General features: G+C 68.3%; 20 protein-coding genes. 6 read left to right on the top strand and 14 right to left on the bottom strand.

Annotated elements, in window-relative coordinates; genetic code table 11:
• Window positions 1-244 precede the first annotated feature (244 nt).
• From secF to yajC, 3 genes are all read right to left on the bottom strand, one after another.
• Window positions 245-1198 (bottom strand): protein translocase subunit SecF, encoded by a 954-nt coding sequence (secF, locus tag R9X41_RS00665; RefSeq protein ID WP_318632988.1) that lies wholly within the window; start codon window positions 1196-1198, stop codon window positions 245-247.
• 16 nt (window positions 1199-1214) lie between these two features.
• Window positions 1215-3101: a protein translocase subunit SecD gene (gene secD, locus R9X41_RS00660; RefSeq protein ID WP_318632987.1), complete on the bottom strand. Its 1887-nt coding sequence runs from the start codon at window positions 3099-3101 to the stop codon at window positions 1215-1217.
• A 127-nt stretch (window positions 3102-3228) separates the two neighbouring features.
• A complete protein-coding gene (gene yajC, locus R9X41_RS00655; protein ID WP_318632986.1) occupies window positions 3229-3564 on the bottom strand; it encodes a preprotein translocase subunit YajC in 336 nt (111 codons plus the stop codon).
• A 256-nt stretch (window positions 3565-3820) separates the two neighbouring features.
• On the opposite strand from yajC, the gene R9X41_RS00650 reads away from it, so the two are divergent.
• The gene (locus R9X41_RS00650; protein ID WP_318632985.1) at window positions 3821-3991 is read left to right on the top strand and encodes a hypothetical protein; all 171 of its coding nucleotides are present in this window, start codon (window positions 3821-3823) and stop codon (window positions 3989-3991) included.
• A gap of 178 nt (window positions 3992-4169) precedes the next feature.
• Window positions 4170-5141, top strand: a complete 972-nt coding sequence (locus tag R9X41_RS00645; RefSeq protein WP_318632984.1) for a Bug family tripartite tricarboxylate transporter substrate binding protein — start codon at window positions 4170-4172, stop codon at window positions 5139-5141.
• Window positions 5142-5427: 286 nt separating this feature from the next.
• On the opposite strand, the gene R9X41_RS00640 is transcribed toward R9X41_RS00645, so the two are convergent.
• Window positions 5428-6540, bottom strand: coding sequence for a hypothetical protein (locus tag R9X41_RS00640; protein WP_318632983.1), 1113 nt, complete (start codon window positions 6538-6540; stop codon window positions 5428-5430).
• Between the two features lie 54 nt (window positions 6541-6594).
• A complete protein-coding gene (locus R9X41_RS00635; RefSeq protein WP_318632982.1) occupies window positions 6595-8109 on the bottom strand; it encodes a CoA-acylating methylmalonate-semialdehyde dehydrogenase in 1515 nt (504 codons plus the stop codon).
• A 114-nt stretch (window positions 8110-8223) separates the two neighbouring features.
• On the opposite strand from R9X41_RS00635, the gene R9X41_RS00630 reads away from it, so the two are divergent.
• Window positions 8224-9153: a LysR family transcriptional regulator gene (locus R9X41_RS00630; protein ID WP_318632981.1), complete on the top strand. Its 930-nt coding sequence runs from the start codon at window positions 8224-8226 to the stop codon at window positions 9151-9153.
• Window positions 9154-9169: 16 nt separating this feature from the next.
• On the opposite strand, the gene dinG is transcribed toward R9X41_RS00630, so the two are convergent.
• From dinG to R9X41_RS00615, 3 genes are read right to left on the bottom strand one after another with little or no spacing between them, the layout of a single operon-like run.
• Window positions 9170-11413, bottom strand: a complete 2244-nt coding sequence (dinG, locus tag R9X41_RS00625; RefSeq protein WP_318632980.1) for an ATP-dependent DNA helicase DinG — start codon at window positions 11411-11413, stop codon at window positions 9170-9172.
• A gap of 13 nt (window positions 11414-11426) precedes the next feature.
• Complete coding sequence (locus R9X41_RS00620) at window positions 11427-12335, bottom strand: LysR family transcriptional regulator (RefSeq protein ID WP_318632979.1); 909 nt, start codon at window positions 12333-12335, stop codon at window positions 11427-11429.
• 40 nt (window positions 12336-12375) lie between these two features.
• Window positions 12376-12546: a hypothetical protein gene (locus tag R9X41_RS00615; RefSeq protein ID WP_318632978.1), complete on the bottom strand. Its 171-nt coding sequence runs from the start codon at window positions 12544-12546 to the stop codon at window positions 12376-12378.
• A 217-nt stretch (window positions 12547-12763) separates the two neighbouring features.
• On the opposite strand from R9X41_RS00615, the gene R9X41_RS00610 reads away from it, so the two are divergent.
• Window positions 12764-13747, top strand: a complete 984-nt coding sequence (locus R9X41_RS00610; RefSeq protein WP_318635116.1) for a Bug family tripartite tricarboxylate transporter substrate binding protein — start codon at window positions 12764-12766, stop codon at window positions 13745-13747.
• A gap of 17 nt (window positions 13748-13764) precedes the next feature.
• Here the strand turns inward: R9X41_RS00610 and R9X41_RS00605 are convergent, their stop codons facing one another.
• From R9X41_RS00605 to R9X41_RS00585, 5 genes are all read right to left on the bottom strand, one after another.
• Window positions 13765-15030, bottom strand: a complete 1266-nt coding sequence (locus tag R9X41_RS00605) for an FAD-dependent oxidoreductase (RefSeq protein WP_318632977.1) — start codon at window positions 15028-15030, stop codon at window positions 13765-13767.
• Window positions 15027-15749 (bottom strand): cysteate racemase, encoded by a 723-nt coding sequence (locus tag R9X41_RS00600; RefSeq protein WP_318635115.1) that lies wholly within the window; start codon window positions 15747-15749, stop codon window positions 15027-15029. The genes R9X41_RS00605 and R9X41_RS00600 overlap by 4 nt, the downstream gene beginning before the upstream one ends.
• Before the next feature lie 5 nt (window positions 15750-15754).
• Window positions 15755-16666 carry a transporter substrate-binding domain-containing protein gene (locus R9X41_RS00595; RefSeq protein WP_318632976.1) on the bottom strand — a complete coding sequence of 304 codons (912 nt, stop codon included), beginning with the start codon at window positions 16664-16666 and terminating at the stop codon, window positions 15755-15757.
• 122 nt (window positions 16667-16788) lie between these two features.
• A complete protein-coding gene (locus R9X41_RS00590; protein WP_318632975.1) occupies window positions 16789-17445 on the bottom strand; it encodes a YiaD family glycine zipper/OmpA-like lipoprotein in 657 nt (218 codons plus the stop codon).
• A gap of 642 nt (window positions 17446-18087) precedes the next feature.
• Complete coding sequence (locus tag R9X41_RS00585; RefSeq protein ID WP_318632974.1) at window positions 18088-18222, bottom strand: hypothetical protein; 135 nt, start codon at window positions 18220-18222, stop codon at window positions 18088-18090.
• On the opposite strand from R9X41_RS00585, the gene R9X41_RS00580 reads away from it, so the two are divergent.
• Window positions 18212-19420 (top strand): murein transglycosylase A, encoded by a 1209-nt coding sequence (locus R9X41_RS00580; RefSeq protein WP_412556691.1) that lies wholly within the window; start codon window positions 18212-18214, stop codon window positions 19418-19420. The genes R9X41_RS00585 and R9X41_RS00580 overlap by 11 nt on opposite strands.
• A complete protein-coding gene (locus R9X41_RS00575) occupies window positions 19417-19809 on the top strand; it encodes a hypothetical protein (RefSeq protein WP_318632972.1) in 393 nt (130 codons plus the stop codon). The genes R9X41_RS00580 and R9X41_RS00575 overlap by 4 nt, the downstream gene beginning before the upstream one ends.
• 10 nt (window positions 19810-19819) lie before the next feature.
• On the opposite strand, the gene pyk is transcribed toward R9X41_RS00575, so the two are convergent.
• Window positions 19820-21268 carry a pyruvate kinase gene (pyk, locus tag R9X41_RS00570; protein WP_318635114.1) on the bottom strand — a complete coding sequence of 483 codons (1449 nt, stop codon included), beginning with the start codon at window positions 21266-21268 and terminating at the stop codon, window positions 19820-19822.
• Window positions 21269-21311: the final 43 nt, after the last annotated feature.

Raw genomic sequence — 21311 nt, 5'->3', positions numbered from 1 at the left:
GCGCACTTCTTGTCTTCGCCTACCCCCGGCCCGGGGGCGGCGGGCTGGCTCGGCGTAGGCTCGCTGCCGCGCCTCTCGGGCAATCGGCCCGCGCTTTGCGCGGCCTCCGGTGGCGACGGCGATCCCGGATCACGGCAAGACCGGCCAATGAAGCCTCGGCTGGGTCGCGGGTCACCTGCCAATCAGATCGGCACGCGCTCCCGCTCTTGCTGGAGCCGCGCCGCCGGTCGTGCCGGTCTGGTCGTCAGACCTGCGCGCCGTTGTTCGGGTCGTTGGCGTCGCCCTTGGCAGCCACCGGCTTGACCAGGTCTTCGCGCTTCACGCCGAGCCACATCGCGATGGCGGCAGCGACGAAGCACGAGGAGTAGATGCCGAACAGGATGCCGATGGTCAGCGCCAGCGAGAAGTAGTGCAGCGTCGCGCCGCCGAAGAAGAACATCGACAGCACCATCATCTGGGTAGAACCGTGGGTGATGATGGTCCGGCTGATGGTGGAGGTGATGGCGTGGTTGATGACCGCCTCGGTGTCCATCTTGCGTTGGCGCCGGAAGGTCTCGCGTACCCGGTCGAAGATCACGACCGACTCGTTGACCGAATAACCCAGCACCGCCAGCACCGCCGCCAGCACCGCCAGCGAGAACTCCCACTGGAAGAAGGCGAAGAAGCCCAGGATGATGACCACGTCGTGCAGGTTGGCCAGCACGGTGGCGACGGCGAACTTCCATTCGAAGCGGAAGGCCAGGTAGACCATGATGCCGAGAACCACCACGCCGAGCGCCTTCAGGCCGTCGGTGGCGAGCTCCTCGCCGACCTGCGGGCCGACGAACTCCACACGGCGCAGCGACACGCCGGCAGCCGGGTCGGTCTGCAGCGCCGTCAAGACACGCTCGCTCTGCTGCGCCGAGCTCACGCCCTTCTGCGCCGGCAGGCGGATCATGACGTCGCGCGCGGTGCCGAAGTTCTGCACCTGCACGTCCTGGAAACCCAGCCCGGCGACGGCCTTGCGCACGGCCTCCAGCTCGGGCGGCTGCGCGTAATTGACCTCCATCACCGTGCCGCCGGTAAATTCCACCGACAGGTGCAACCCGCGGTGGAGCAGAAAGAAGACGGCGGCGACGAAGGTGAGGATGGAGACCGCGTTCAGGACCAGCGCGTGGCGCATGAACGGGATGTCGCGGCGGATGCGGAAGAATTCCATGGCTTTTGCTCTGTCCTTACTTCACGACCGCGCCGGAGGCCGCATCTGCGCCCGGGCGCCACACGGTGCCGATGGCAACGCTCTTGAGTTTCTTGCGGCGGCCATACCAGAGGTTGACCAGGCCACGCGAGAAGAAAACGGCCGAGAACATGCTGGTCAGGATGCCGATGCAATGCACCACCGCGAAGCCGCGCACCGGCCCCGAACCGAAGGCCAGCAGGGCCAGACCGGCGATGAGCGTGGTGACGTTGGAGTCCAGGATGGTGGCCCAGGCCCGGTCGTAGCCAGTGGCGATGGCCGCCTGCGGCGTGGCGCCGTTGCGCAGTTCCTCGCGGATGCGTTCGTTGATCAGCACGTTGGAGTCGATCGCGACACCGAGTGCCAGCGCCATGGCGGCGATGCCGGGCAGGGTGAGCGTGGCCTGCAGCATCGACAGGATGGCCACCAGCAGCATCACGTTGACGATCAGCGCGATGCTGGAGATGACGCCGAACAGCGCGTAGTAGATGCACATGAAGACGGCGATCGCCGCCAGGCCCCAGGCCACGCTGTGGAAGCCGCGCGAGATGTTCTCGGCGCCCAGGCTCGGGCCGATGGTGCGTTCCTCGATGATTTCCATGGGTGCCGCCAGCGAGCCCGCGCGCAGCAGCAGCGCGGTGTCGTTGGCTTCCACGGTGGTCATGCTGCCGGAGATCTGCACCCGACCGCCCGAGATTTCGGAGCGGATCACCGGTGCGGTCACGACTTCGCCCTTGCCCTTCTCGAAGAGCACGATGGCCATGCGCTTGCCGATGTTGTCGCGGGTCACGTCGCGAAAGATGCGCGAACCCTTGGCGTCGAGCGTGAGGTTGACGGTGGGCTGCTGAGTCTGGTTGTCGAAGCCGGGTTGCGCGTCGGTCAGGTTCTCGCCGGTCAGCACGACCTGCTTCTTGACGACGATGGCCTGGCCGGCACGATCGCTGTATTTCTCGTCGCCGAAGGGCACGGCGCCGCTGTTGCGCTCCGCGGCGCGGGCTTCGCTGCTCTCGTCGACCATGCGCACTTCGAGCGTGGCGGTGCGGCCCAGGATGTCCTTGGCCTTGGCGGTGTCCTGCACGCCGGGCAGCTGCACCACGATGCGGTCGGCGCCCTGTTGCTGGATCACCGGCTCGGCCACGCCGAGTTCGTTGATGCGGTTGTGCAGCGTGGTGATGTTCTGCTTGAGCGCCTGGTCCTGCACCTTGCGCACCGCCTCGGGCTTGATGCGGGCGACCACGCGGGCGTTCTCGCCGTCGCCGGCATCGCTGGTGACCAGGTCGGGGAACTGGTCGGCGATGACGTTCTTGACCGCCGTCACCGTGGCCGCATCGCGAGTGCGCACTTCGACGGCCTGGCCGTCGCGCGAGATGCCGCCGTGGCGGATGTTCTTGTCGCGCAGCGCGCCGCGCAGGTCGCCGGCATAGGACTCGACCTTCTTGTCGAGCGCCGCATTCATGTCGACCTGCAGCATGAAATGCACGCCGCCGCGCAGGTCCAGGCCGAGGTACATCGGCACCGCGCCGAGCTTGGTGAGCCAGGCGGGCGACCGCGACAGCAGGTTGAGCGCGACCACGTAGGACGGGTCGTTGGCGTCGGTCACCAGCGCGCGCTGCACCGCGTCGCGCGCCTTGAGCTGCTCGTCCGTCGACTCGAAACGGGCGCGCACCGAGGTGCCGTCGAGCGTGACGCCGCCGGTGGGCAGGCTCGCCGCCTTGAGCGCCTGTTCGACGCGTTCGCGGGTGGATTCGTCCACACGCACCGCCGACTTGGCCGCCGACACCTGCACCGCAGGCGCCTCGCCGAAGAAATTGGGCAGGGTGTAGAGCACGCCCACCAGCAACACGATCAACAGGATCGTGTACTTCCAGACCGGATAACGGTTCATGATCGCGCTTCGTGCGGCAACGCCGCTGGGAGGGGACCGCGGCTCCAGCGGGGCGGTCCCGGGTGACACAACGCAGGGGGCCCGGCACGCACGCCGGTCGCCGGAGCCTGCTTTTCTGGCCTGTTGCTTACTTCAGGGTGCCCTTGGGCAGGACCTGCGCGATGGCCGAGCGCTGCAGCTGCACTTCGACGCCCGGAGAAACTTCCATGGAGACGGTGCCTTCGCCGAGCTTGGTGATGCGGCCGATGATGCCGCCGGCGGTGGCGATCTCGTCGCCCTTGGCGACCGCCTCGATCATCAGGCGGTGTTCCTTCTGCTTCTTCATCTGCGGGCGGATCATGATGAAGTACAGCACCACGAACATCAGCACCAGCGGCAGCATGCCGGTGAGCGAGGACATCATGCCGCCGCCTGCGGCGGTGGCGGCGGGAGCGGTCTGGGCGAATGCGGAAGAGATAAACACGGGTTCTGCTCCACGACCCTCGAAGGTCGTCGGTAAGGAATGAAGGGCGGATCGTCCTGCGCCCACGCCGGCAAAGGCGTCAGGCAGGCGAACCTCGGATTGTATGCGGGCACTACGCCCCGCCAAGGAGCGACCCCTGGGCGCACCGGACTTGGTTGTAGGAGTCGGCCGATGACGAACAAACGGCCGGTGCGTACGCTTGTCTTGCGATCCACGCGACATGCTTTGGTTCATTTCCATCGCTACGGAGTCAATCGTGTCGTTTGCCATCTACATGATCGGTTTCCTGATCTTCCTCGGCGGCCTGGTCTGGGCCGCTGTCACCATGGGCGTGCCGACCACCTACATCGCGATCGGCGCGATGATCATCCTGGGCATCGGCATCTTCAGCGCCGCCAGCCGGACGCGCAGCAAGGACCCCTCGTGAGGCAGGTCCTGCGCCGCTGATGCCGAGGTCGCCGCCAAGGCGGCGAAACGGGCCTTGCGGTTTTCCCGCTGCAGCGGCTCGCCGGTTTTACGGCACACTCGCCGCCTCGCGCGTCTGGCGTCGGGGCCGAAAGAGCTCCACGCGGGCGCCGCTGCCCGCTTTTCGGAGACCTCTTCCCATGATCCGCAGACAACTCGCGCTCGCCGCCGTCGGCCTGGCGCTTGCCGCTCCGGCCTTCGCCCAAACGTCCTACCCCACCAAACCGATCCGCCTGATCGTGCCCTTCCCTCCCGGCGGCGGCACCGACATCCTTTCGCGACTGGTGGCGCAAAAGCTGACCGAGGCCACCAAGTGGACAGTCGTGCCCGACAACCGCGCGGGCGCTGGCGGCACCATCGGCATCGCCGAAGCAGCCAAGGCCATGCCCACCGGCTACGACCTGGTGATGGGCCAGAAGGACAACATGGTCGTGGCGCCCTGGCTCTACAAGAACGTGGGTTACGACCCCACCAAGGATCTGGTGGCGGTGGCACATGTGGCTTTCACGCCGATCCTCATCGTCACGTCGGCGAGCAACCCGCGATTTCGCACGCTCGGCGACGTGGTGACCGCCGCCCGCGCGCAGCCCGACATCATCACGTACGGCTCGCCCGGCAACGGCACCACCATCCACCTGGCCGGCGAGATCTTCAAGAACGCCGCCGGTATCCAGATCCGCCACGTGCCCTACAAGGGATCCAACCCGGCCATGATGGACGTGCTGGCCGGCAACGTCGACCTGATGGTGTCGTCGGTGCCTTCGGCCATGGGGCAGATCAAGGCGGGCAAGCTGCGCCCGCTGGCCGTCACCTCGGCCAGGCGCAGCACCTCGCTGCCGGATGTGCCCACGCTCGCCGAGCTCGGCTACAAGGACGTCGACGTGAGCACCTGGTACGGCCTCTTCGCACCGGCCGGAACCCCGGCGCCGGTGGTCGCGCAACTCAACCGCGAAGTGAACAAGCTGATGGCGGCGCCGGAGATGCGCAACGCCATCCACGACCAGGGCGCCGAGCCGCTGTCGATGACAACCGATGCCTTCGGCGCACTGGTAAAAACCGATTATGTGAAGTGGAAAGACATCGTGAAGGCGTCGGGCGCGACCATCGAGTGAGCCTCGCGTCGGTTGGCCGATCGTGGTTGCGCCGCCAGGGGCGACAAGCACGCAGCCGCTGACGAGCATGCGAATGCCTGGGCTTGCCAGGCGCTTTTATCGAAAGATCCGCATGTTTCCCATCGCTCCGTCCGCCACGGGCGGCATACGCCTGCCTATATCCGGCGCCAACCAAATTCCCTCCACCGGAAACAACGCGCCCGTCACGGCAGATCCGCCCGTTCGCGACTATCTCCTTACCCGGCTCATGGCGGAAAAGGGCTTCGTCTACCCGCAAGATCAGGACTCACTGACCCCACTCTTTGGATCGAAGCAACGCCTGTTCACCAACCGCAACGCCGGCCTGGACTTGCGCCGCATGCACCGCATCGAGCCGCCCGCCAACAACCGCCGTCTCGGCGTGTTCCTGGATCCGGCTACCGGCACCACCTATTACGTCAAAAAAGTCAGCGAACCCGAGAAGGCGCACCACGAAGTGCTGTTCGGCAACCTGGCGCGCCGCTTTGGTTTGAACGTGCCGCAGACGCAGGTGCTGGAACACGACGGCCAAACCTACGTGGCCAGCGCCAGCATCGATCGCATCAAGCTGGCCAACGAGCTTTTTCCGAATTGCGCGTTCGATGCCAAGGTGCTGGCCTCCATCCCCCGTGCCTGCCCGGAAGTCGGGATGGCATTCGTCGCTGCGGCCGTGCTCAACAACCGGGACATCATCGGCCTCGGCTGCGACAACCTGGGCTTCGTCGAACTGCCCGAGGGCCGCCTGCTGCCTTTTTTCCTGGACTTCGGCGGATCGGGCGTCTACCGTGCCACGAGGGGGCGCAAGAGCTTCGGGCCGGAGGCGAATGAATTTTCGATGATGACTTTCCCGGACCTGCAGGCTCGCGAAGACGGCGGCGGGCCCAACGGCCTCATGTTCGGGCTGACGTCCGGTGCAATGCTGCGAGAAAGCATGGACCGAATCCTGGCGGTGCCCGACGAAGACATACGCGCCGAGATCGACCGCCACGTCCCCGACCAAGCGCTGCGCCAGCAGTTGTTCGACACCATCATCCAGCGCCGCGATGCCATTGAAGCCCGCATCGCAAAAGGCACGCCCAACCGGTTCCAGGAAAAAGTGGATGAGCTGATCGACCGCGCCATTTCTCTGGCCTATGACGGCGCCACCAATGAACCGGACATCACAGACGCCGTGCTGGCTGCGCTCGAGCCGCAAAAAGAGGCGTGGATACGCGAAAACATTCACCTGATGGCCGACAGCGCTGGCCAATTGGAGTTGTGCTACATAGTTGAGAAGACAGTCGAGCCGCTGCTCAACGATCTGCTGAAGTTCAAGTACCCGGACCGGCCTCGGGGAGAACCGCCCGCCAAGAAGAAGAAGATAAAAGATGCGCAGAAGCAACCCGCCGCATTGCCCGATGAGTCCCCAGCGACTGATCAGCCAGCCGCTCCTTTTTTACTTCGCCGTCGGCATGACGAATTCGGCGCCCTTGGCCGTGCTCTCTGGCCAGCGCTGCATCACGCTCTTCTGCTTGGTGTAGAAGCGCACGCCTTCCTCGCCGTAGGCATGCATGTCGCCGAACAGGCTGCGCTTCCAGCCGCCGAAACCGTGCCAGGCCATCGGCACCGGGATCGGCACGTTGATGCCGACCATGCCGACCTGGATGCGGCGGGCGAACTCGCGGGCGATGTGTCCGTCGCGGGTGTAGCAAGCCACGCCGTTGCCGAATTCGTGGGCGTTGACCAGGTCCACGGCTTCAGCGAAGTCCTTGGCGCGCACGCAGGACAGCACCGGGCCGAAGATCTCTTCCTTGTAGATGCGCATGTCCGGCGTGACCTTGTCGAACAGCGTGCCGCCGGTGAAGAAGCCCGCTTCGTGGCCCGGCACCTTGAAGCCACGCCCATCGACCACCAGCTCCGCGCCCTCCTCCACGCCGAGCGCGATGTAGCCCTCGATGCGCTCCAGCGCCTGCCGGGTCACGATGGGGCCCATTTCGGCGTCGAGCTCCATGCCGTTCTTCACGACCAGCGAGCGCGCACGTTCGGCCAGCTTGGGGATGATCTTGTCGGCCACGTCACCGACCAGCACCGCCACCGAGATCGCCATGCAGCGCTCGCCGGCCGAGCCATAACCGGCGCCGACCAGCGCGTCGACGGCCTGGTCCAGGTCGGCGTCGGGCATCACCACCATGTGGTTCTTGGCGCCGCCGAGCGCCTGCACCCGCTTGCCGTGGCGCGCGCCGGTCTCGTAGATGTAGTTGGCGATGGGCGTGGAGCCGACGAAGCTGATCGCCTTGACGTCCGGATGCTCCAGCAGCGTGTCCACCGCCAGCTTGTCGCCCTGCACCACATTGAAGACACCGTCGGGCAGGCCGGCTTCCTTCAACAGGCGGGCCATCAGCAGCGAGGCGGACGGGTCGCGCTCGCTGGGCTTGAGGATGAAACAGTTGCCGGCGGCCAGCGCCACCGGGAACATCCAGCACGGCACCATCACCGGAAAGTTGAAGGGCGTGATGCCGGCGACCACGCCGAGCGGCTGGCGCAGGGTCCAATTGTCGATACCGGTGGAGACCTGGTCGGTGAAGTCGCCCTTGAGCAGCTGCGGAATGCCGCAGGCGAACTCGATGATGTCGATGCCGCGCGAGACCTCGCCCTGGGCGTCGGTGAACACCTTGCCGTGCTCGGCGGTGATGATGGCGGCGAGCTCGTCCTTGTGCAGGTTGACCAGTTCGAGAAACTTCAGCATCACGCGCGCCCGGCGGATCGGCGGCGTGTCGGCCCACTTCGGAAAGGCTTTCTTCGCGCTGTCGATGGCGGCCTCGACATCGGACTTCTCGGCCAGTTTCACCCGGCGGGCTTCCTGGCCGAACGAAGGATTGAAGACCGCCTGGCTGCGGCTGCCCGCACCGGCGAAAAGCTGGCCGTCGATGAAGTGGACGATGTCGGCGGTGTCGGTAAAAGCTGCGGTCATGGCGGTCGGGCTCGGCGGAGTGAGGGCTGGAAAAGCCGCAGTCTAGGAATCGGCCGACCCCCTGCATAGCGCTGGCGACTGAATTGATTGTTCATTATGGTGAACAATCTCTGCATGAAATCGGAAAATATCGACGCCCTCTGGTCGCACCTCCACTGGCTCACGGTGCTGCGCCAGCAAGGCAGTTTCACCGCCGCCGCGGCGCGCCTGGGCGTGAGCAAGGCCGCCATGAGCCAGCGCATCGCCGAGCTGGAGCGCGCCGCCGGCGTGCCCCTGGTGCAGCGCACCACCCGGAGCGTGCGGCTGACCGAAGCCGGCGAACGCCTGGTCGACGGCACGCGCGGCGCGTTCGACCAGATCCGCGACAGCTTCGACGGCGTGCGCGACCTGGCGGCCGAGCCGCAGGGCCTGCTGCGGGTAACGGCGCCGGTCGCCTTCGCACGCCAGCAACTGGTGCCGCGTCTGCCGGCGTTCCTGCAGGCCCATCCGCAGGTGCGGCTCGAACTAGACATGTCCGACCGGCTGCGCTCGCTGGCGATGGAAGGCTTCGACCTGGCGGTACGGCACACGGCGGCGGCGCCCGAAACCCACGTCGCCTGGATGCTGGCCCCGACCCGCTCGGTGCTGGTGGCCAGCCGCGCCTACCTGCGCCGCCGCGGCACGCCGCGGGCGCCGACCGACCTTGCGGCGCACGACTGCCTGTTCTATCCCCGCCCCCAGGAAACGCCGGCCTGGGCCTTCATCAACGCGGCCGACGGCGAGCGGGTGACGATTCCGATTGCCGGCCCGTTCTCGGCGAACAACAGCGAGGTGCTGCGCGACGCGGCCATCGGCGGCGTGGGTATCGCGCTGCTGCCGGACTTCAGCGCGCAGTCGGCACTGCAGGGCAGCGAACTGGTGGAGGTGCTGCCGGGCTGGCGCAATGTGGACGCCTTCGGCGAGCAGCTTTTCGCGATCAGGCCGTATTCGCCGCAGGTGCCGCGCGGGGTGGCGGCTTTCGTGGCCTTTCTGCGCCAGGCGTTCGCGCAGGGCTTTTCGGCTTGAAGGGCGGCGAGGCGCGTCAGCCCGCCACCGGCTCGGGCTCCTCGCGCCGGCCCCGGCTGAAGGCGAAGGCCGGCAGGCCCTGCAGCAGGCGCTGGCCGTAGGCGGTGGTGACCAGTCGCCGGTCGTAGCAGTAGACCGCCGCCCGGTCTTCTTCGGTGCGGATCGCCCGGCCCACCCACTGCGCCAGCCGGATCGCGGTGGCCGGCACCACCAGTTCGGTGAACGGGTCGCGGCCACTGCCGCGCAGCCATTCGGCACGGGCTTCGCCCACCGGGTCGTCCGGCGGCGCGAAGGGCAGTTTGGTGATGAAGACCGACTCGCACAGGCGGCCCGGCAGGTCGAGCCCTTCGCCGAAGGACTGCATGCCGAAGATGATCGACGGCGCGCCATCGGCCACCCGCGCGCGATGGGCGGCCAGCAGCTGGCCGCGCGGCATGGCCGTCTGCACCAGCACCCGGGGCACCAGCACCGGTGGCAGCGCGGTCACCGCCTGGCGCAGCTGTTCGCGCGAGGTGAACAGCACCAGCGCGCCGCTGCGCACCGACTGCAGGTCGTGCACCAGCGCGCGGACCATCTCGGCCACGTATTCGGCCGCGTCGCGCGGATCGGCCCGGGTTTCCACGGCGATCAGCCGGCCCTGCCGCGCGTAGTCGAAGGGGCTGGGCACTTCGAGCGTGGATGCGGCCTCGTCGTCGTGCAGGCCCGCCTCGCGCAGGAAGAACTCGAACTTGCCCATGCTGGTGAGCGTGGCCGATGTCAGCACCGCGCCGCGCACCGCGCCCCACAGCCGGTTGCGCAGCGTGGCGCCCGGCAGCAGCGGGCTGGCGTGGGCCTGCAGCACGGGCTGCTGGTCGCCGTCCAGGTCGAGGGTGAACCATTTGGCGGTCGGCACCTGGCCGGGCTCGGTGTCGCGCAGCAGCAGTTGCGCGGTTTCGGCCACCGACTCCAGCCGGGGCGCCAGCGCGCCGAGCTGCGCGTACTGGGTGGACAGCCGACGCGCCTGCTCGGGCCGCTCGCGCATTTCGGCGCGCAGGGCCTTGGCGATACAGCGCATGGCAGTCAGAAAGCCCTCGGCGTGGTGCGCGACCTGGCCGAGCGGCTCGACCAGGGCTTCGTCGAGTGCGCCGCGCGGCAGCCGCGCCCGCGAGGCGCCCCGGCCGGCGCCCTGCAGTCCGGCGCGCAGGGTTTCGCCGTACAGATCGGTGGCCAGGCGTTCGACGTCCTGCAGCGCCTGGCGCATGAACTTGGCGTGCACCGGAATGTCGGCGACTTCGGTCACGCCCAGGAGCGAGCCGAAGCGCACCGCACGGCGGGCGAGTTTTTCGGCCCACCCGTGACGGCCCAGGTCCATGCGGCAGGCGAACTGCGCCAGCGCGGTGGCCGGCAGGTGATGGGCTTCGTCGAGTACCAGCAGGCTGTTGTCGAGCTCGGGCAACAGCCGGTTGCCGAGCGAGGACAGCAAGAGGTCGTGGTTGACCACGATGACCTGCGCGCCGACCAGCGTCTTGCGCCGTTCGTAATAGGCGCACTGGCCGAACGACGGGCAATGCTTGCCGGTACATGACGCGGCTTCGGCGGCCATCGGCAGCCAGACGTCGGCCGTCGGCGGTGTTTCGAGCGTGTCACGGTCGCCGTCCCAGGCACCGCTGGAAAGCGCCTGCGCCACGCCGGCATAGAACTTGAGCCGCGCCTCGACCTCGTGCGCCGGGCGCGTTTCACGCGCGCTGCGCATCGCCGGCAATTCGTCTGCGAAGAGATCGTCTTCCGGGTCTTCCTCGTCGATTTCCGGCTCGGCCAGACCGCCCAGCCGCTCCAGCTTGAGCCGGCAGACATAGCGGCCGCGCCCCTTGGCCAGGGCGAAGCGGAAAGGTTGCGGCATGGAGGCGGCCAGCGCCGGCAGGTCCTTGGCGACCAATTGCTCCTGCAGCGCGACGGTGGCAGTCGAGATCAGCACCCGCGTGTTGCGCGCCAGCGCCAGCGCGATGGCCGGTGCGCAATAGGCCAGCGACTTGCCCACGCCGGTGCCGGCCTGGATCACCGCGATGGCGCGCACGGGGTCCGTGTCTTCGTCGACCTTGCCGAGCGTGGCCGCCGCCAGCGTCTGGGCGACCTTCTCGGCCATGCCGCGCTGGCCGGCTCGGCTGCGAAAGCCGGTGCTGGCCGCCACCACCTGGTCGAAGGCGTGCAGGCCGGCGGCCGCGCCCTCGGCGGGGTCGTAGGGGGCGGTGGTGGGGGTGGGCGAGGAATCCGGAGACGACATGGACGAGAGTGTCTCAGGCCGGCGGGTCGCCATCGGCGGTGACGGTCTTCAAGGCCTTGATGAATTCACCCACCGCCTTGGGCGAGCGCACACCCTGCGGCAGCAAGGCGCGCACCTCCACTGCCACCTCGGGCAGCACGGTGCGCACGTGGAGATGGTCGCCGCGCGCAGCCATGGCGGTGAAGGAGTCGACGATGGCCGGGCCGAAGCCCTCCTCGGCCATCACCATGGCGATGTGGTGCGTCTGCACCGTGATGCCGCTCTGCGGCGCGCCACCCAGGCCACCCAGGCGCGACCACTGCTCGGCCAGCATGGTGCCGATAGGGTCGCGGTCGTCGATGCGGATGAACGGCCCGCGCAACACTTCGTCGAGGGTGACGGTGGTGCGTCGGTCGGCACGGGCGGAATCGGAGCGCGACACGCACACCAGCCGGCCGGTGGCGATCGGCTGCTCGTCCACCGCCGGATGTGCCTTGCTGCCGTAGACGATGCCGACATCGCCCTCCTGCAGCGCCACCGCCTGGGCGATCTCGCGCGAATGCTGTACCCGCACCGATACGTTCATCGCCGGATATTTGCGGCGGAACAGCCGCAGCGCTTCGGGCAGCGCCTTCACCGCGAGCGAGGGCACGATCAGGATGCGCAGGTCGCGCGATTCGGTATTGCCGAGCGCGCCCGCGATGCGCCGCACCGCCTCCAGTTGCGACATCAGCCGCTGCACCTCGGGGTACAGCGCCTGGGCCTCGGTGGTCGGCACCAGGCGCTGGCGCTGCCGGGTGAAGAGCGCATAGCCCAGTTGCAGCTCGGCGTGCTGCAGCGCCTGCGTGACGGCCGGCTGGGTCACGTGCAGCAGCCGCGCCGCGGCGCCGACGGTGCCGGTCAGCATGACGGCGTTGAAAACCTCGATGTGCTTGAGTCTCATGGCGCCGCCATGGGGTGCAGAAAGCGTGCCGCCAGCTGTGTCAAAGCGAGCGGTAAACCGCCAGCATGCCGCCGAAGATGCCCACCAGCAGTTGCGCCACGAAGAAGATCAGCGCGGCCTTGCGCACGGCGGAGCCCGGTTCGGCGCGAGCGCTCCATACGGCCAGCAGGATGTCGGTGGCGAAGACGAGGGTGAGGACGATTCCGAGCATGGTGATTCAACAGGTAAGCCCGCCATCTTGCCTGCTCGTTGATGCCGGGTGACGCGGACGGTCGGATCGACGCGGGCGCAGGCGGCGCGATCGTCGGCGAACCGGCCCTGCCCGCCTTACGCCTGTTCACGAATTTTCGAGACACGAAGGTATGATGGTCACGCGTCCATCGCATTCCGGTCCGTCCGGCCGCCACGACATGCATCAGGAATCCGCCATGAAGCGCCAGACACTTCGCATGCTTGCCGCCACGGCGCTTGCCGCCACCGGCCTGCCCTCGCGTGCCCAGCCACGCGGCGCTTATCCGGCCCAGCCGATCCGCTGGGTGGTGCCCTATGCACCCGACGGCACCACCGACCAGATCGCGCGCGCGCTGGCTGGCCACATGGCACGCAACCTTGGCCAGGCGGTGATGGTCGACAACAGGCCTGGCGCCGCCAGCATCGTCGGGGCCACTTACGTAGCGCGGTCGCCGGCCGACGGCTACACCATCGGCAGCGCGGATTCCGGCACGCTGGCCTTCAACCCGGTCATGTATTCCACGCTCAGCTACGACGCGAGCAAGGACTTCAGCTTCATCGGCGGACTCGGCCGCATGCCGCTGGTGCTGGTGGTGGCACCCAATTTCCCGGCGCGCAGCGTGCGCGAATACCTGGCCCTGGTGCGGCGCACGCCCGGCGTGGTCACCGCAGGTTCTTCCGGGCCCGGCGCGCCGCTGCATATCGCGCTGGAATTGTTCAAGCAGCAAAGCCGCACCGACATCCGCCATGTCGCCTACAAGGGTTCGGCGCCGGCCCTGGCCGATGTCGCGGGCGGCCAGCTCGATTCGATGTTCATCGACCTGCCGCCCAGCCTGGCCGCGATCCGCGCCGGCAAGGTGCGCGTGCTGGCGGCCGCCACGCCGCAGCGACTGTCGCTGCTGCCCGATGTTCCGACCATGGCCGAGGCCGGCGTGCCGGCTTTCGAAGCCTACGCCTGGCAAGGCCTGGTGGGTCCGGCGCGCTTGCCCGAAGGCGTGGTGCAGCGCCTGAGCCAGAACCTGGTCGCCGCACTGCGCACCAGCGAAATCCGCGCCCGCCTGGAAGAACGCGGCATCGAGCCGATGACCTCGTCGCCCGCCGAATTCGCCGCCTTCGTGCGCAGCGAGCAGAAGCGTTGGGCCGGCGTCATCCGGGCGGCGGACATCCGCCTGGAATCCTGAACCGGCCGCCGCCCTGTTCAGGACGGCACGCGAAACAGCGAGGCCGCAAGCGGCGGCGCCTCGCCCGACATGAGCGCCGCCAGCTGCGCGGCGCTGCCCGGCGCCAGCGTGAGGCCGAGCGCTCCGTGGCCGGCATTGATCCACAGATTGGAAACCCGGCTGCGCCCCAGCATCGGCCGGCCGCCGGGCGTGGCCGGGCGAAGGCCCGCCCAGGGCTGAGGATGCGAGAAATCGCACGCGCCGGGAAAGGTCTGCTCCACCGCGCGCAGCAGTGCCTCGATGCGGCGCGGGTCGATCGCCGGATGCGGCCCGCACAGCTCGGCGAAACCCGCCACCCGCAGCCGGTCGCCCAGCCGCGCGTGGACCAGCTTGCGGCCGTTGTCGGTGATGCTCACTCGCGGCGCGGCCCCCGCATCCACGATCGGCAGCGTGACGCTGTAGCCGCGGATCGCCTCGATCGGCAGACGCATGCCGAGCGGGCGCAGCAACTCGGGGGCCGCCGGGCCGCCGGCCAGCACGAAGTGATCGGCTTCGATCGGGCCATCGTCGCAGCGCAGGGCAGCCACGCGGCCTGCGCGCAGCTCGAAGCCCAGCGCACGCCGGCCCAGCAGCAGCGTCGCGCCACTCGCACGGGCCAGCCCTTCGGCCAGCCGGGCGGCGTCGGCGACTTCCTCGTCGCCGGTCCACACCCCGAAGGCGATGGCGCCACCGCCCGTCGCGCCCAGCGCGGGCTCCAGCGCGATGCATTCGTCCGGCTCCACGATGCGCTGGTCGCAGCCATGGTGGCGCTGCCAGCCGATCTGCCGCTCGGCCGACGCCCGCGCTTCTGCCTTGCGAAAGATCACCAGCTTGCCCGGGCGGGCGTGACGGGCCTGGTCGGCCAGCCCCGGGTTTTCGTCGAGCCAGCCGTGCAGCACCCGCCGGCCGAGGAAGGACAGTCCCAGCAGCGCGTCGGTGGTCGCGCGCACCCGGGGCCAGCGGCAGGCGGCGATGAACGCGGCGAGCCAGCGCAGATGCGCGATTTCGGCGCGCGGGCGCCAGCGCAGCGGGCTGTCGGACAGCACCAGCCAGCCCGGCAAGGCCCGCAAGGCCGAAGGCGTGGCCAGCGGCTCTACATAGCTGTAGCTGAGCTGGCCGCCATTGGCCTTGCTCGCGCCCTCGCCTGCGCGGCCGTGGGCATCGACCAGGCTCACCTCCCAGCCTGCGCGTGCCAACGCGTAGGCGGTGGCACAGCCGACGATGCCCGCCCCCAGCACGCACACACGTCTGCCCGTGGTCGTCATGCGGCGCTCGCCACCAGGGCGACCTGCTCCAGCGACCAGGCCACGCTGCGGCGCGCCAGGGCCGCCGTGGCATCGATCACCGGCACCGGCGACAACGCCATGTCGAGCACCAGCGGAATCTCGGTGCAGCCCAGCACGATGGTCTCCGCGCCCCGATCGGCCAGGGCCTGCGCGGCCTGCCGCAGCAGCGCGGTGGCGGCCGCCGTGTCGCCGGCCTTCACCGCCCAGATGCCCGGCGTGACCAGGCGCGCCATCTCGGTGTCGGTCGGCAGCAGCCAGCGCAGGCCGGGCCGGCCGCGACCGGTGTAGAGCCCCGACGCCAGCGTGGCCTCGGTGCCCAGCAGGCCGATGCGGGCACGGGTGCCCGCCAGCGCCCGGGCCTCGGCCAGCGCCGCATCGACCAGATGCAACATCGGCAGGCGCAAGGTGTCGGCCAGCGGTTCGAACCACAGGTGCGCGGTATTGCAGGGAATCACGATCAGTCCCGCCCCGGCGCGCACCAGCCGCTGGCCACTGGCGACCAGCGCTGGCAGCGGCGATTCACCCACGCCCCGGAAGGCCGCCGTGCGGTCCGGCACCTGCGGGATGGAGCTGGCCAGCACCGGCACGTGGTCCTGGTCTACCTGCGCCGGCGTGGCCACGATCACCTTGCGCAGAAAGTCCACCGTCGCCAACGGCCCCATGCCGCCAAGCACGCCGACGACCCCCGCGTCGCGCATGCGGTTCACAGCGCCGGCTTGTCCGACAGCGCGGTGAGGTTGGCCTTGAGCTCGTCGCTCATCGGCGCATTGAGATTCACGCCCTTGGGCGGAATCGGCGACTGGAACCACTTGCGATAGAGCTTCTCGAAATCGCCGCTCCGGACCAGTGTGGCGATGGTGCCGTCGACCAGTTGCTTGAAGCCCGGATCGTCGCGCCGCAACATGATCGCGTAGGGCTCCACCTGCAGCGCCTCGCCCACCACCGCCAGCGAATCCGGACGATTCGCGTTGGCCTTGATGCCGTAGAGCAGGATGTCGTCCATCGCGAATGCGTCGGCCCGGTCGGACTCCACCAGCAGAGCCGCCTCGGCATGGTCCTTGGCCGACAGGATGTCCAGGTCCAGCCCCTTGTCGCGCGAGACATTGCGCATCACCAGGATGTTGGTGGTGCCGGTGGTCGACACCACCTTGCGGCCCTTCAGGTCGGCCAGGGTTTTGATGGGCGAGCCGGCCTTCACCAGGAAGCGGGTGCCCGTGTAGAAGTAGTTGGTGGCGAACTGCACTTGCTTGCCGCGTTCGCTGTTGTTGGTGGTGGAACCGCATTCGATGTCGATCGTGCCGTTCTGCAGCAGCGGCACCCGGTTGGCCGAGCTGACCGACTGCGTCTTGACCTGCAGGTCGGCGCGCCCGGTGGCCTTCTTGACCTCGTCGACGATGCGGCCGCAGATTTCCCAGGCGAAGCCGGTCGGGTTCTGCCCGTCGGCCAGGTAGGAGAACGGAATCGACGAATCGCGGTAGGCCACGGTGATGAAACCCTGGGACTTCACCTTGTCGAGCGTGGGCGACGCCGCACTTTGCGCCTGGGCTGAGAGGGCCGTGGACGCCACGATGAACAAGGCGGCGATGGAAGGGCACGAAACCGGAAGCTTGGACATGGCACTTGGCTTTCGAATGAAGGACAAGAGCCATGCTAGGACCGGTAGTCATCGTCCGGTCATCGCATTTAACGGTTAGCCCATAAGCCTGGCTAATGGGCTGACCCGTCACTCACCAGCGATCAGGAGCGGCCCTGTTCGCCGATGAAGATCTCCACTCGGCGGTTCTGCGCGCGGCCGGCGGCAGTGTCGTTGGTGGCGATCGGCTGGCGCGAGCCGAGGCCTTCGACGGCGAAGCGGCGCGAGTCCACGCCACGCATCACGATGTAGTCGCGCGTGGCGGCAGCGCGGTCGACCGACAAGGGGTTGTTGACTGCGTCGCTGCCGGTGCTGTCGGTGTGGCCGACGATGCGCACCGTGGCCGCCGGATTGCCCTGCAGGCTGCTGGCGAAGCGGTCGAGCACCGGCGCGAAGTTGGACTTGATGTTGGCCTTGCCGGTGTCGAAGGACACGTCGCTCGGCACGTCGAGGCGCAGCAGGTTGTCCGGCGTCTGCGACACCGAGATGCCGGTGCCCTGGGTGGCCGCCTCCATTTCGCGCTTCTGCTTTTCCATGTTGGACGACCAGATGTAGGTGCCCAGCGCGCCGACACCGGCGCCGATCAGCGCGCCTTTGCCGGCGTTGCCGCCACCGACCAGCGCGCCGAGCACCGCGCCGCCTGCGGCTCCGGCACCGGCACCCACTGCCGTGCGGCGTTGGGTGTCGGACATGTTCATGTCGGCACAGCCGGTGACGAGCAACACGGCGGCGGCGGTTCCTGCAAGGATGAGTTTGCGCATGGCGAGAGTCCTTTAGTTATGTGGCGAAAACGAAAGTCCATTATTCGAAAGCCCCCCACCGCCCGGGGTTTCGCGGTGTAAACCGTCCGGGCTAGTCCGTCAGGATTCTCCAAGCGCCGCGCATGGGGCGAGCACGGCGCCGCAGATCGGCGGATGTGCGCTTCTTCCTCAAGCGGAATGAATGGGGCGCCGGCAGCGGGCACGTCCTCGATCCCTTTTCACTTTTTCCTCTTGCCGCTGCACGGCGCTCCAACCATTCGGTCTTTTTTTCGCTCATGACTTGAGTGACTCTGGCATTCGTCACAGCGCGAAAAACGGACCTGATAATGATGGAAAGCCTGATTACCCACCGCGTGCAATCAGGCTTTTTTCCTTGCCAAAAAATGATGGCTTTCGGTGCGCGATTCTTGATAAGCCGCCACCTGTCAATCGCAAGACTCCCGGTCGCGAGCGGCCGCTGCGCCATGGGATCGTTTGCGACGATGTGTCGAATTTCACACATTGGATCGGCAAGGCGAAGATAACAAGCGCCTGGTTTCGCACCGCGGGCCTGAATAGGCCAGGCAGACCGACTTAATCGTCGAATTCATTACTTTTGATAAACCCGCCCAATCGCCTGATGCGTTATGGAACGCAACGACGCTAGGAGCCGGGCTCGTCCTGGTCGCGCCCGGACTCCGGGGGCTCGCCCCGTCGACGGCCGGAAAACATGGTCCACCACACGATCAGCAACAACAGTCCGAGGGCGAGCAGGGCTTCGAGCAGAATCAGCAGCATGACAACAAGACTCCCGTGGCGCTGGATGGACCGGGCCATTCTAGGAACGGTGAGCGCCGTGACCGCGCTGCTGCTGGCGGCCTGCGCAACGCCTACCGTTCCGCCCGACGCGCTGCCCGGCGCAACGACCGGGGGCACGTCCGCCACGCCGGGCAGCCCTGGCGTCTTCCCGCCACCGCCTGCCGCGCCGGTGGCCGGACGCGGCCGCTGGGTGCCGGCCGACTGGTCGGAGCTGCCGGGCTTTGCCGACGACAACCTCTTCGAGGCCTGGAACGCCTGGACCAAGAGCTGCGAGAAACCCGGCCCCGCTTTCGCTGCCCTTTGCGGCGACGTGCGCCGCCTGAGCATCGCCACGCCCGACGAACAGCGCGCCTGGATGATGGCCAAGCTGCAGCCCTTCCGGGTCGAGTCGGCCGACGGCAACGCGGAAGGCCTGCTCACCGCCTACTACGAGCCGGTCATACCCGCGAGCCGGATGCCGCTGCCCGGCTTCGGCGTGCCGCTCTACGGCCCGCCCGCGACGCTGGGCCAGCGCAAGCCCTGGTACACGCGCCAGCAGATCGAGAGCCTGCCCGAAGCCCGCGCCGCCATGCCGGCGCGACCCCTGGCCTGGCTCTCCGACCCGGTCGAGGCGATGGTGCTGCACATACAGGGATCGGGCCGCCTGCGCATCACCGAGCCCGACGGCAGCGTGCGCCTGGTGCGCCTGGCCTATGCCGCCACCAACGACCAGCCCTACAAGAGCATCGGCACTTGGCTGCTGCAGACCGGCCAGGTGCGCGACGCCACCTGGCCCGGCATTCGCGCCTGGCTCGCGCAGAACCCGCAGCGGCTCAACGAGCTGATGTGGACCAATCCGCGCTACGTGTTCTTCCGCGAGGAACCGCTGGATACGCTCGATGCCTCCTTCGGCCCGCGCGGGGCGCAGGGCGTGGCGCTGACGCCGGGCCGCTCGATCGCGGTCGACCGCACCAGCATCCCTTACGGCACGCCGGTCTGGCTGGCCTCGCCGGGGCCGACGGCTTCGCTGCAACGTTTGGTCATGGCGCAGGACACGGGCAGTGCCATCGTCGGGGCTGTGCGGGCCGACTTTTTCGCCGGCTGGGGCGCCGATGCCGGCGAGACGGCCGGCCGCCTCAAGCAGAGCCTGCGCCTGTGGGCCCTCTGGCCGCGCGGAATACCGGGAGCGTTGCCATGATGACCATTCGATCCGAACCTTTTTCTTCCTCTTCACCTCGCCGGGCCGCGCTGGCCGGCCTGTGCGCCACGGCCGCCCTGCTCTCCGGTTGCGCCACCGGTCCGTTCGCCAATAACTTCGCCGGCACCGCCTACTCCTGCGACAACGGTGTGGCGATACGCGTGAAGGAAGACGACGGCAGCGCCATGCTGCAGACCGGCCGCGGCGCCGAAGCACTGCTGCGCGATGCCGGCGGCGTCGGGCCGGAGCAGGTGGTCTACAGCAATCCGCAGGTCCGCTTCGAGACTGGCCTGCCGCCCGATACGCGCGGCGCCTCGCTCGAAGGCGCGGTGCCCAATGGGCGGGCCCGCTGCTGGCGCGGTCGCACCATCAGCGACTGGTTCCGCTGAAAAGCCGGCCTCAGCTGGCCCGGCAGATCTTGAGCATGTTGGTGCCGCCCGGCGCGCCCATGGGCTCGCCGCAGGTGATGGCGTACACGTCGCCGCTCTTCATGATGGCGCGCTCCTTGAGGTAGCGCTCGGCCTCGCTCAGGGCCATGTCGCGTTCGGCGCTGGAGTCCATCAGCAGCGGCCGCACGTTGCGGTAGAGCGCCATGCGGCGTTGCGTGGCGATGCGGGGGGTGAGCGCGTAGATCGGGATGTTGCTGCGGTGACGGCTCATCCACAGCGCCGTGGATCCGCTGTCGGTCAGTGCCACGATGGCCTTGGCGCCCAGGTGATTGGCAGTGAAGAGTGCCCCCATGGCGATCGACTGGTCGATGCGGCGGAAGACCTGGCCGGTGAAATCGGAGTCGATCTCGAACTCCTCGGCCGCCTCGGCGGCCGAGCAGATGGCCGCCATTTCCTGTACCACTTCCAGCGGATAGCGGCCGGCGGCCGTCTCGCCCGACAGCATCACGGCGTCGGTGCCGTCGAGCACCGCGTTGGCCACGTCGCTCACCTCGGCGCGGGTGGGCACGGCGTTGGTGATCATGCTTTCCATCATCTGGGTGGCGGTGATCACCAGCTTGTCGGACTCGCGGGCCAGCTTGATCATGCGCTTCTGCAGCGCCGGCACCGCCGCATGGCCCACTTCCACCGCCAGGTCGCCGCGCGCCACCATGATGCCGTCGGACACCCGCAGGATCTCGTCGAGCTGCGGCAGCGCCTCGGCCCGCTCGATCTTGGCGATGAGACCGGGCTTGTGCTTGAACTCGGCACCGGCCACGTTGCAGAGCTGGCGCGCCATTTCCATGTCGGTGGCGTTCTTGGGAAAGCTCACCGCCACGTAGTCGGCCTGAAAGCTCATGGCGGTCTTGATGTCCTCCATGTCCTTGCCGGTGAGCGCTGGCGCGGTGAGGCCGCCGCCCTGCTTGTTGATGCCCTTGTTGTTGGACAGTTCTCCGCCGATGCGCACCACCGTGTGCACCTCGTCGCCGCGCACCGAGTCGACCTTGAGCACGATCAGTCCGTCGTTGAGCAGCAGGATGTCGCCGGGCGACACGTCGCGCGGCAGCTCCTTGTAGTCGAGGCCCACGCCGGCGGCATCGCCCGGCTCGGTGCGGGCGGCGTCGAGCACGAAACTCGCGCCCTGCTCCAGCATCACCTTGCCCTGGGCGAACTTGCCGACGCGGATCTTGGGGCCTTGCAGGTCGGCCATGATGGCCACTTCGCGGCCGGCCCGCTGCCCGGCCTCGCGCACCATGCGGGCACGGTCGACGTGGTCCTGCGCCGCCCCGTGGCTGAAGTTGAGCCGCACCACGTTGACGCCGGCGCGGATCATCGCCTCGAGCATCTCCGGCGTGTTGGAAGCCGGGCCCAGCGTGGCGACGATCTTGGTCGCGCGGCGCGGGCGGTTGGAGGCGGTCATCTGGGCGGCGGCAGGAATGGCAAAGGGCAAGATAGGTCTCCGT

Source organism: Xylophilus sp. GOD-11R, from assembly GCF_033546935.1.
Taxonomy (GTDB): domain Bacteria; phylum Pseudomonadota; class Gammaproteobacteria; order Burkholderiales; family Burkholderiaceae_C; genus Xylophilus.
The sequence above is the reverse complement of the archived record's forward strand: the minus strand, read 5'-3'. Positions and strand labels throughout refer to the sequence as shown.

Bases quoted from the DNA above. Each gene is read 5' to 3' on its own strand.
- secF (WP_318632988.1), bottom strand. From the start codon at position 1,198: ATGGAATTCTTCCGCATCCGCCGCGACATCCCGTTCATGCGCCACGCG.
- secD (WP_318632987.1), bottom strand. From the start codon at position 3,101: ATGAACCGTTATCCGGTCTGGAAGTACACGATCCTGTTGATCGTGTTG.
- R9X41_RS00645 (WP_318632984.1), top strand. From the start codon at position 4,170: ATGATCCGCAGACAACTCGCGCTCGCCGCCGTCGGCCTGGCGCTTGCC.
- R9X41_RS00635 (WP_318632982.1), bottom strand. From the start codon at position 8,109: ATGACCGCAGCTTTTACCGACACCGCCGACATCGTCCACTTCATCGAC.
- R9X41_RS00630 (WP_318632981.1), top strand. From the start codon at position 8,224: ATGAAATCGGAAAATATCGACGCCCTCTGGTCGCACCTCCACTGGCTC.
- dinG (WP_318632980.1), bottom strand. From the start codon at position 11,413: ATGTCGTCTCCGGATTCCTCGCCCACCCCCACCACCGCCCCCTACGAC.
- R9X41_RS00620 (WP_318632979.1), bottom strand. From the start codon at position 12,335: ATGAGACTCAAGCACATCGAGGTTTTCAACGCCGTCATGCTGACCGGC.
- R9X41_RS00615 (WP_318632978.1), bottom strand. From the start codon at position 12,546: ATGCTCGGAATCGTCCTCACCCTCGTCTTCGCCACCGACATCCTGCTG.
- R9X41_RS00610 (WP_318635116.1), top strand. From the start codon at position 12,764: ATGAAGCGCCAGACACTTCGCATGCTTGCCGCCACGGCGCTTGCCGCC.
- R9X41_RS00605 (WP_318632977.1), bottom strand. From the start codon at position 15,030: ATGACGACCACGGGCAGACGTGTGTGCGTGCTGGGGGCGGGCATCGTC.
- R9X41_RS00600 (WP_318635115.1), bottom strand. From the start codon at position 15,749: ATGCGCGACGCGGGGGTCGTCGGCGTGCTTGGCGGCATGGGGCCGTTG.
- R9X41_RS00595 (WP_318632976.1), bottom strand. From the start codon at position 16,666: ATGTCCAAGCTTCCGGTTTCGTGCCCTTCCATCGCCGCCTTGTTCATC.
- R9X41_RS00590 (WP_318632975.1), bottom strand. From the start codon at position 17,445: ATGCGCAAACTCATCCTTGCAGGAACCGCCGCCGCCGTGTTGCTCGTC.
- R9X41_RS00585 (WP_318632974.1), bottom strand. From the start codon at position 18,222: ATGCTGCTGATTCTGCTCGAAGCCCTGCTCGCCCTCGGACTGTTGTTG.
- R9X41_RS00575 (WP_318632972.1), top strand. From the start codon at position 19,417: ATGATGACCATTCGATCCGAACCTTTTTCTTCCTCTTCACCTCGCCGG.
- pyk (WP_318635114.1), bottom strand. From the start codon at position 21,268: ATGACCGCCTCCAACCGCCCGCGCCGCGCGACCAAGATCGTCGCCACG.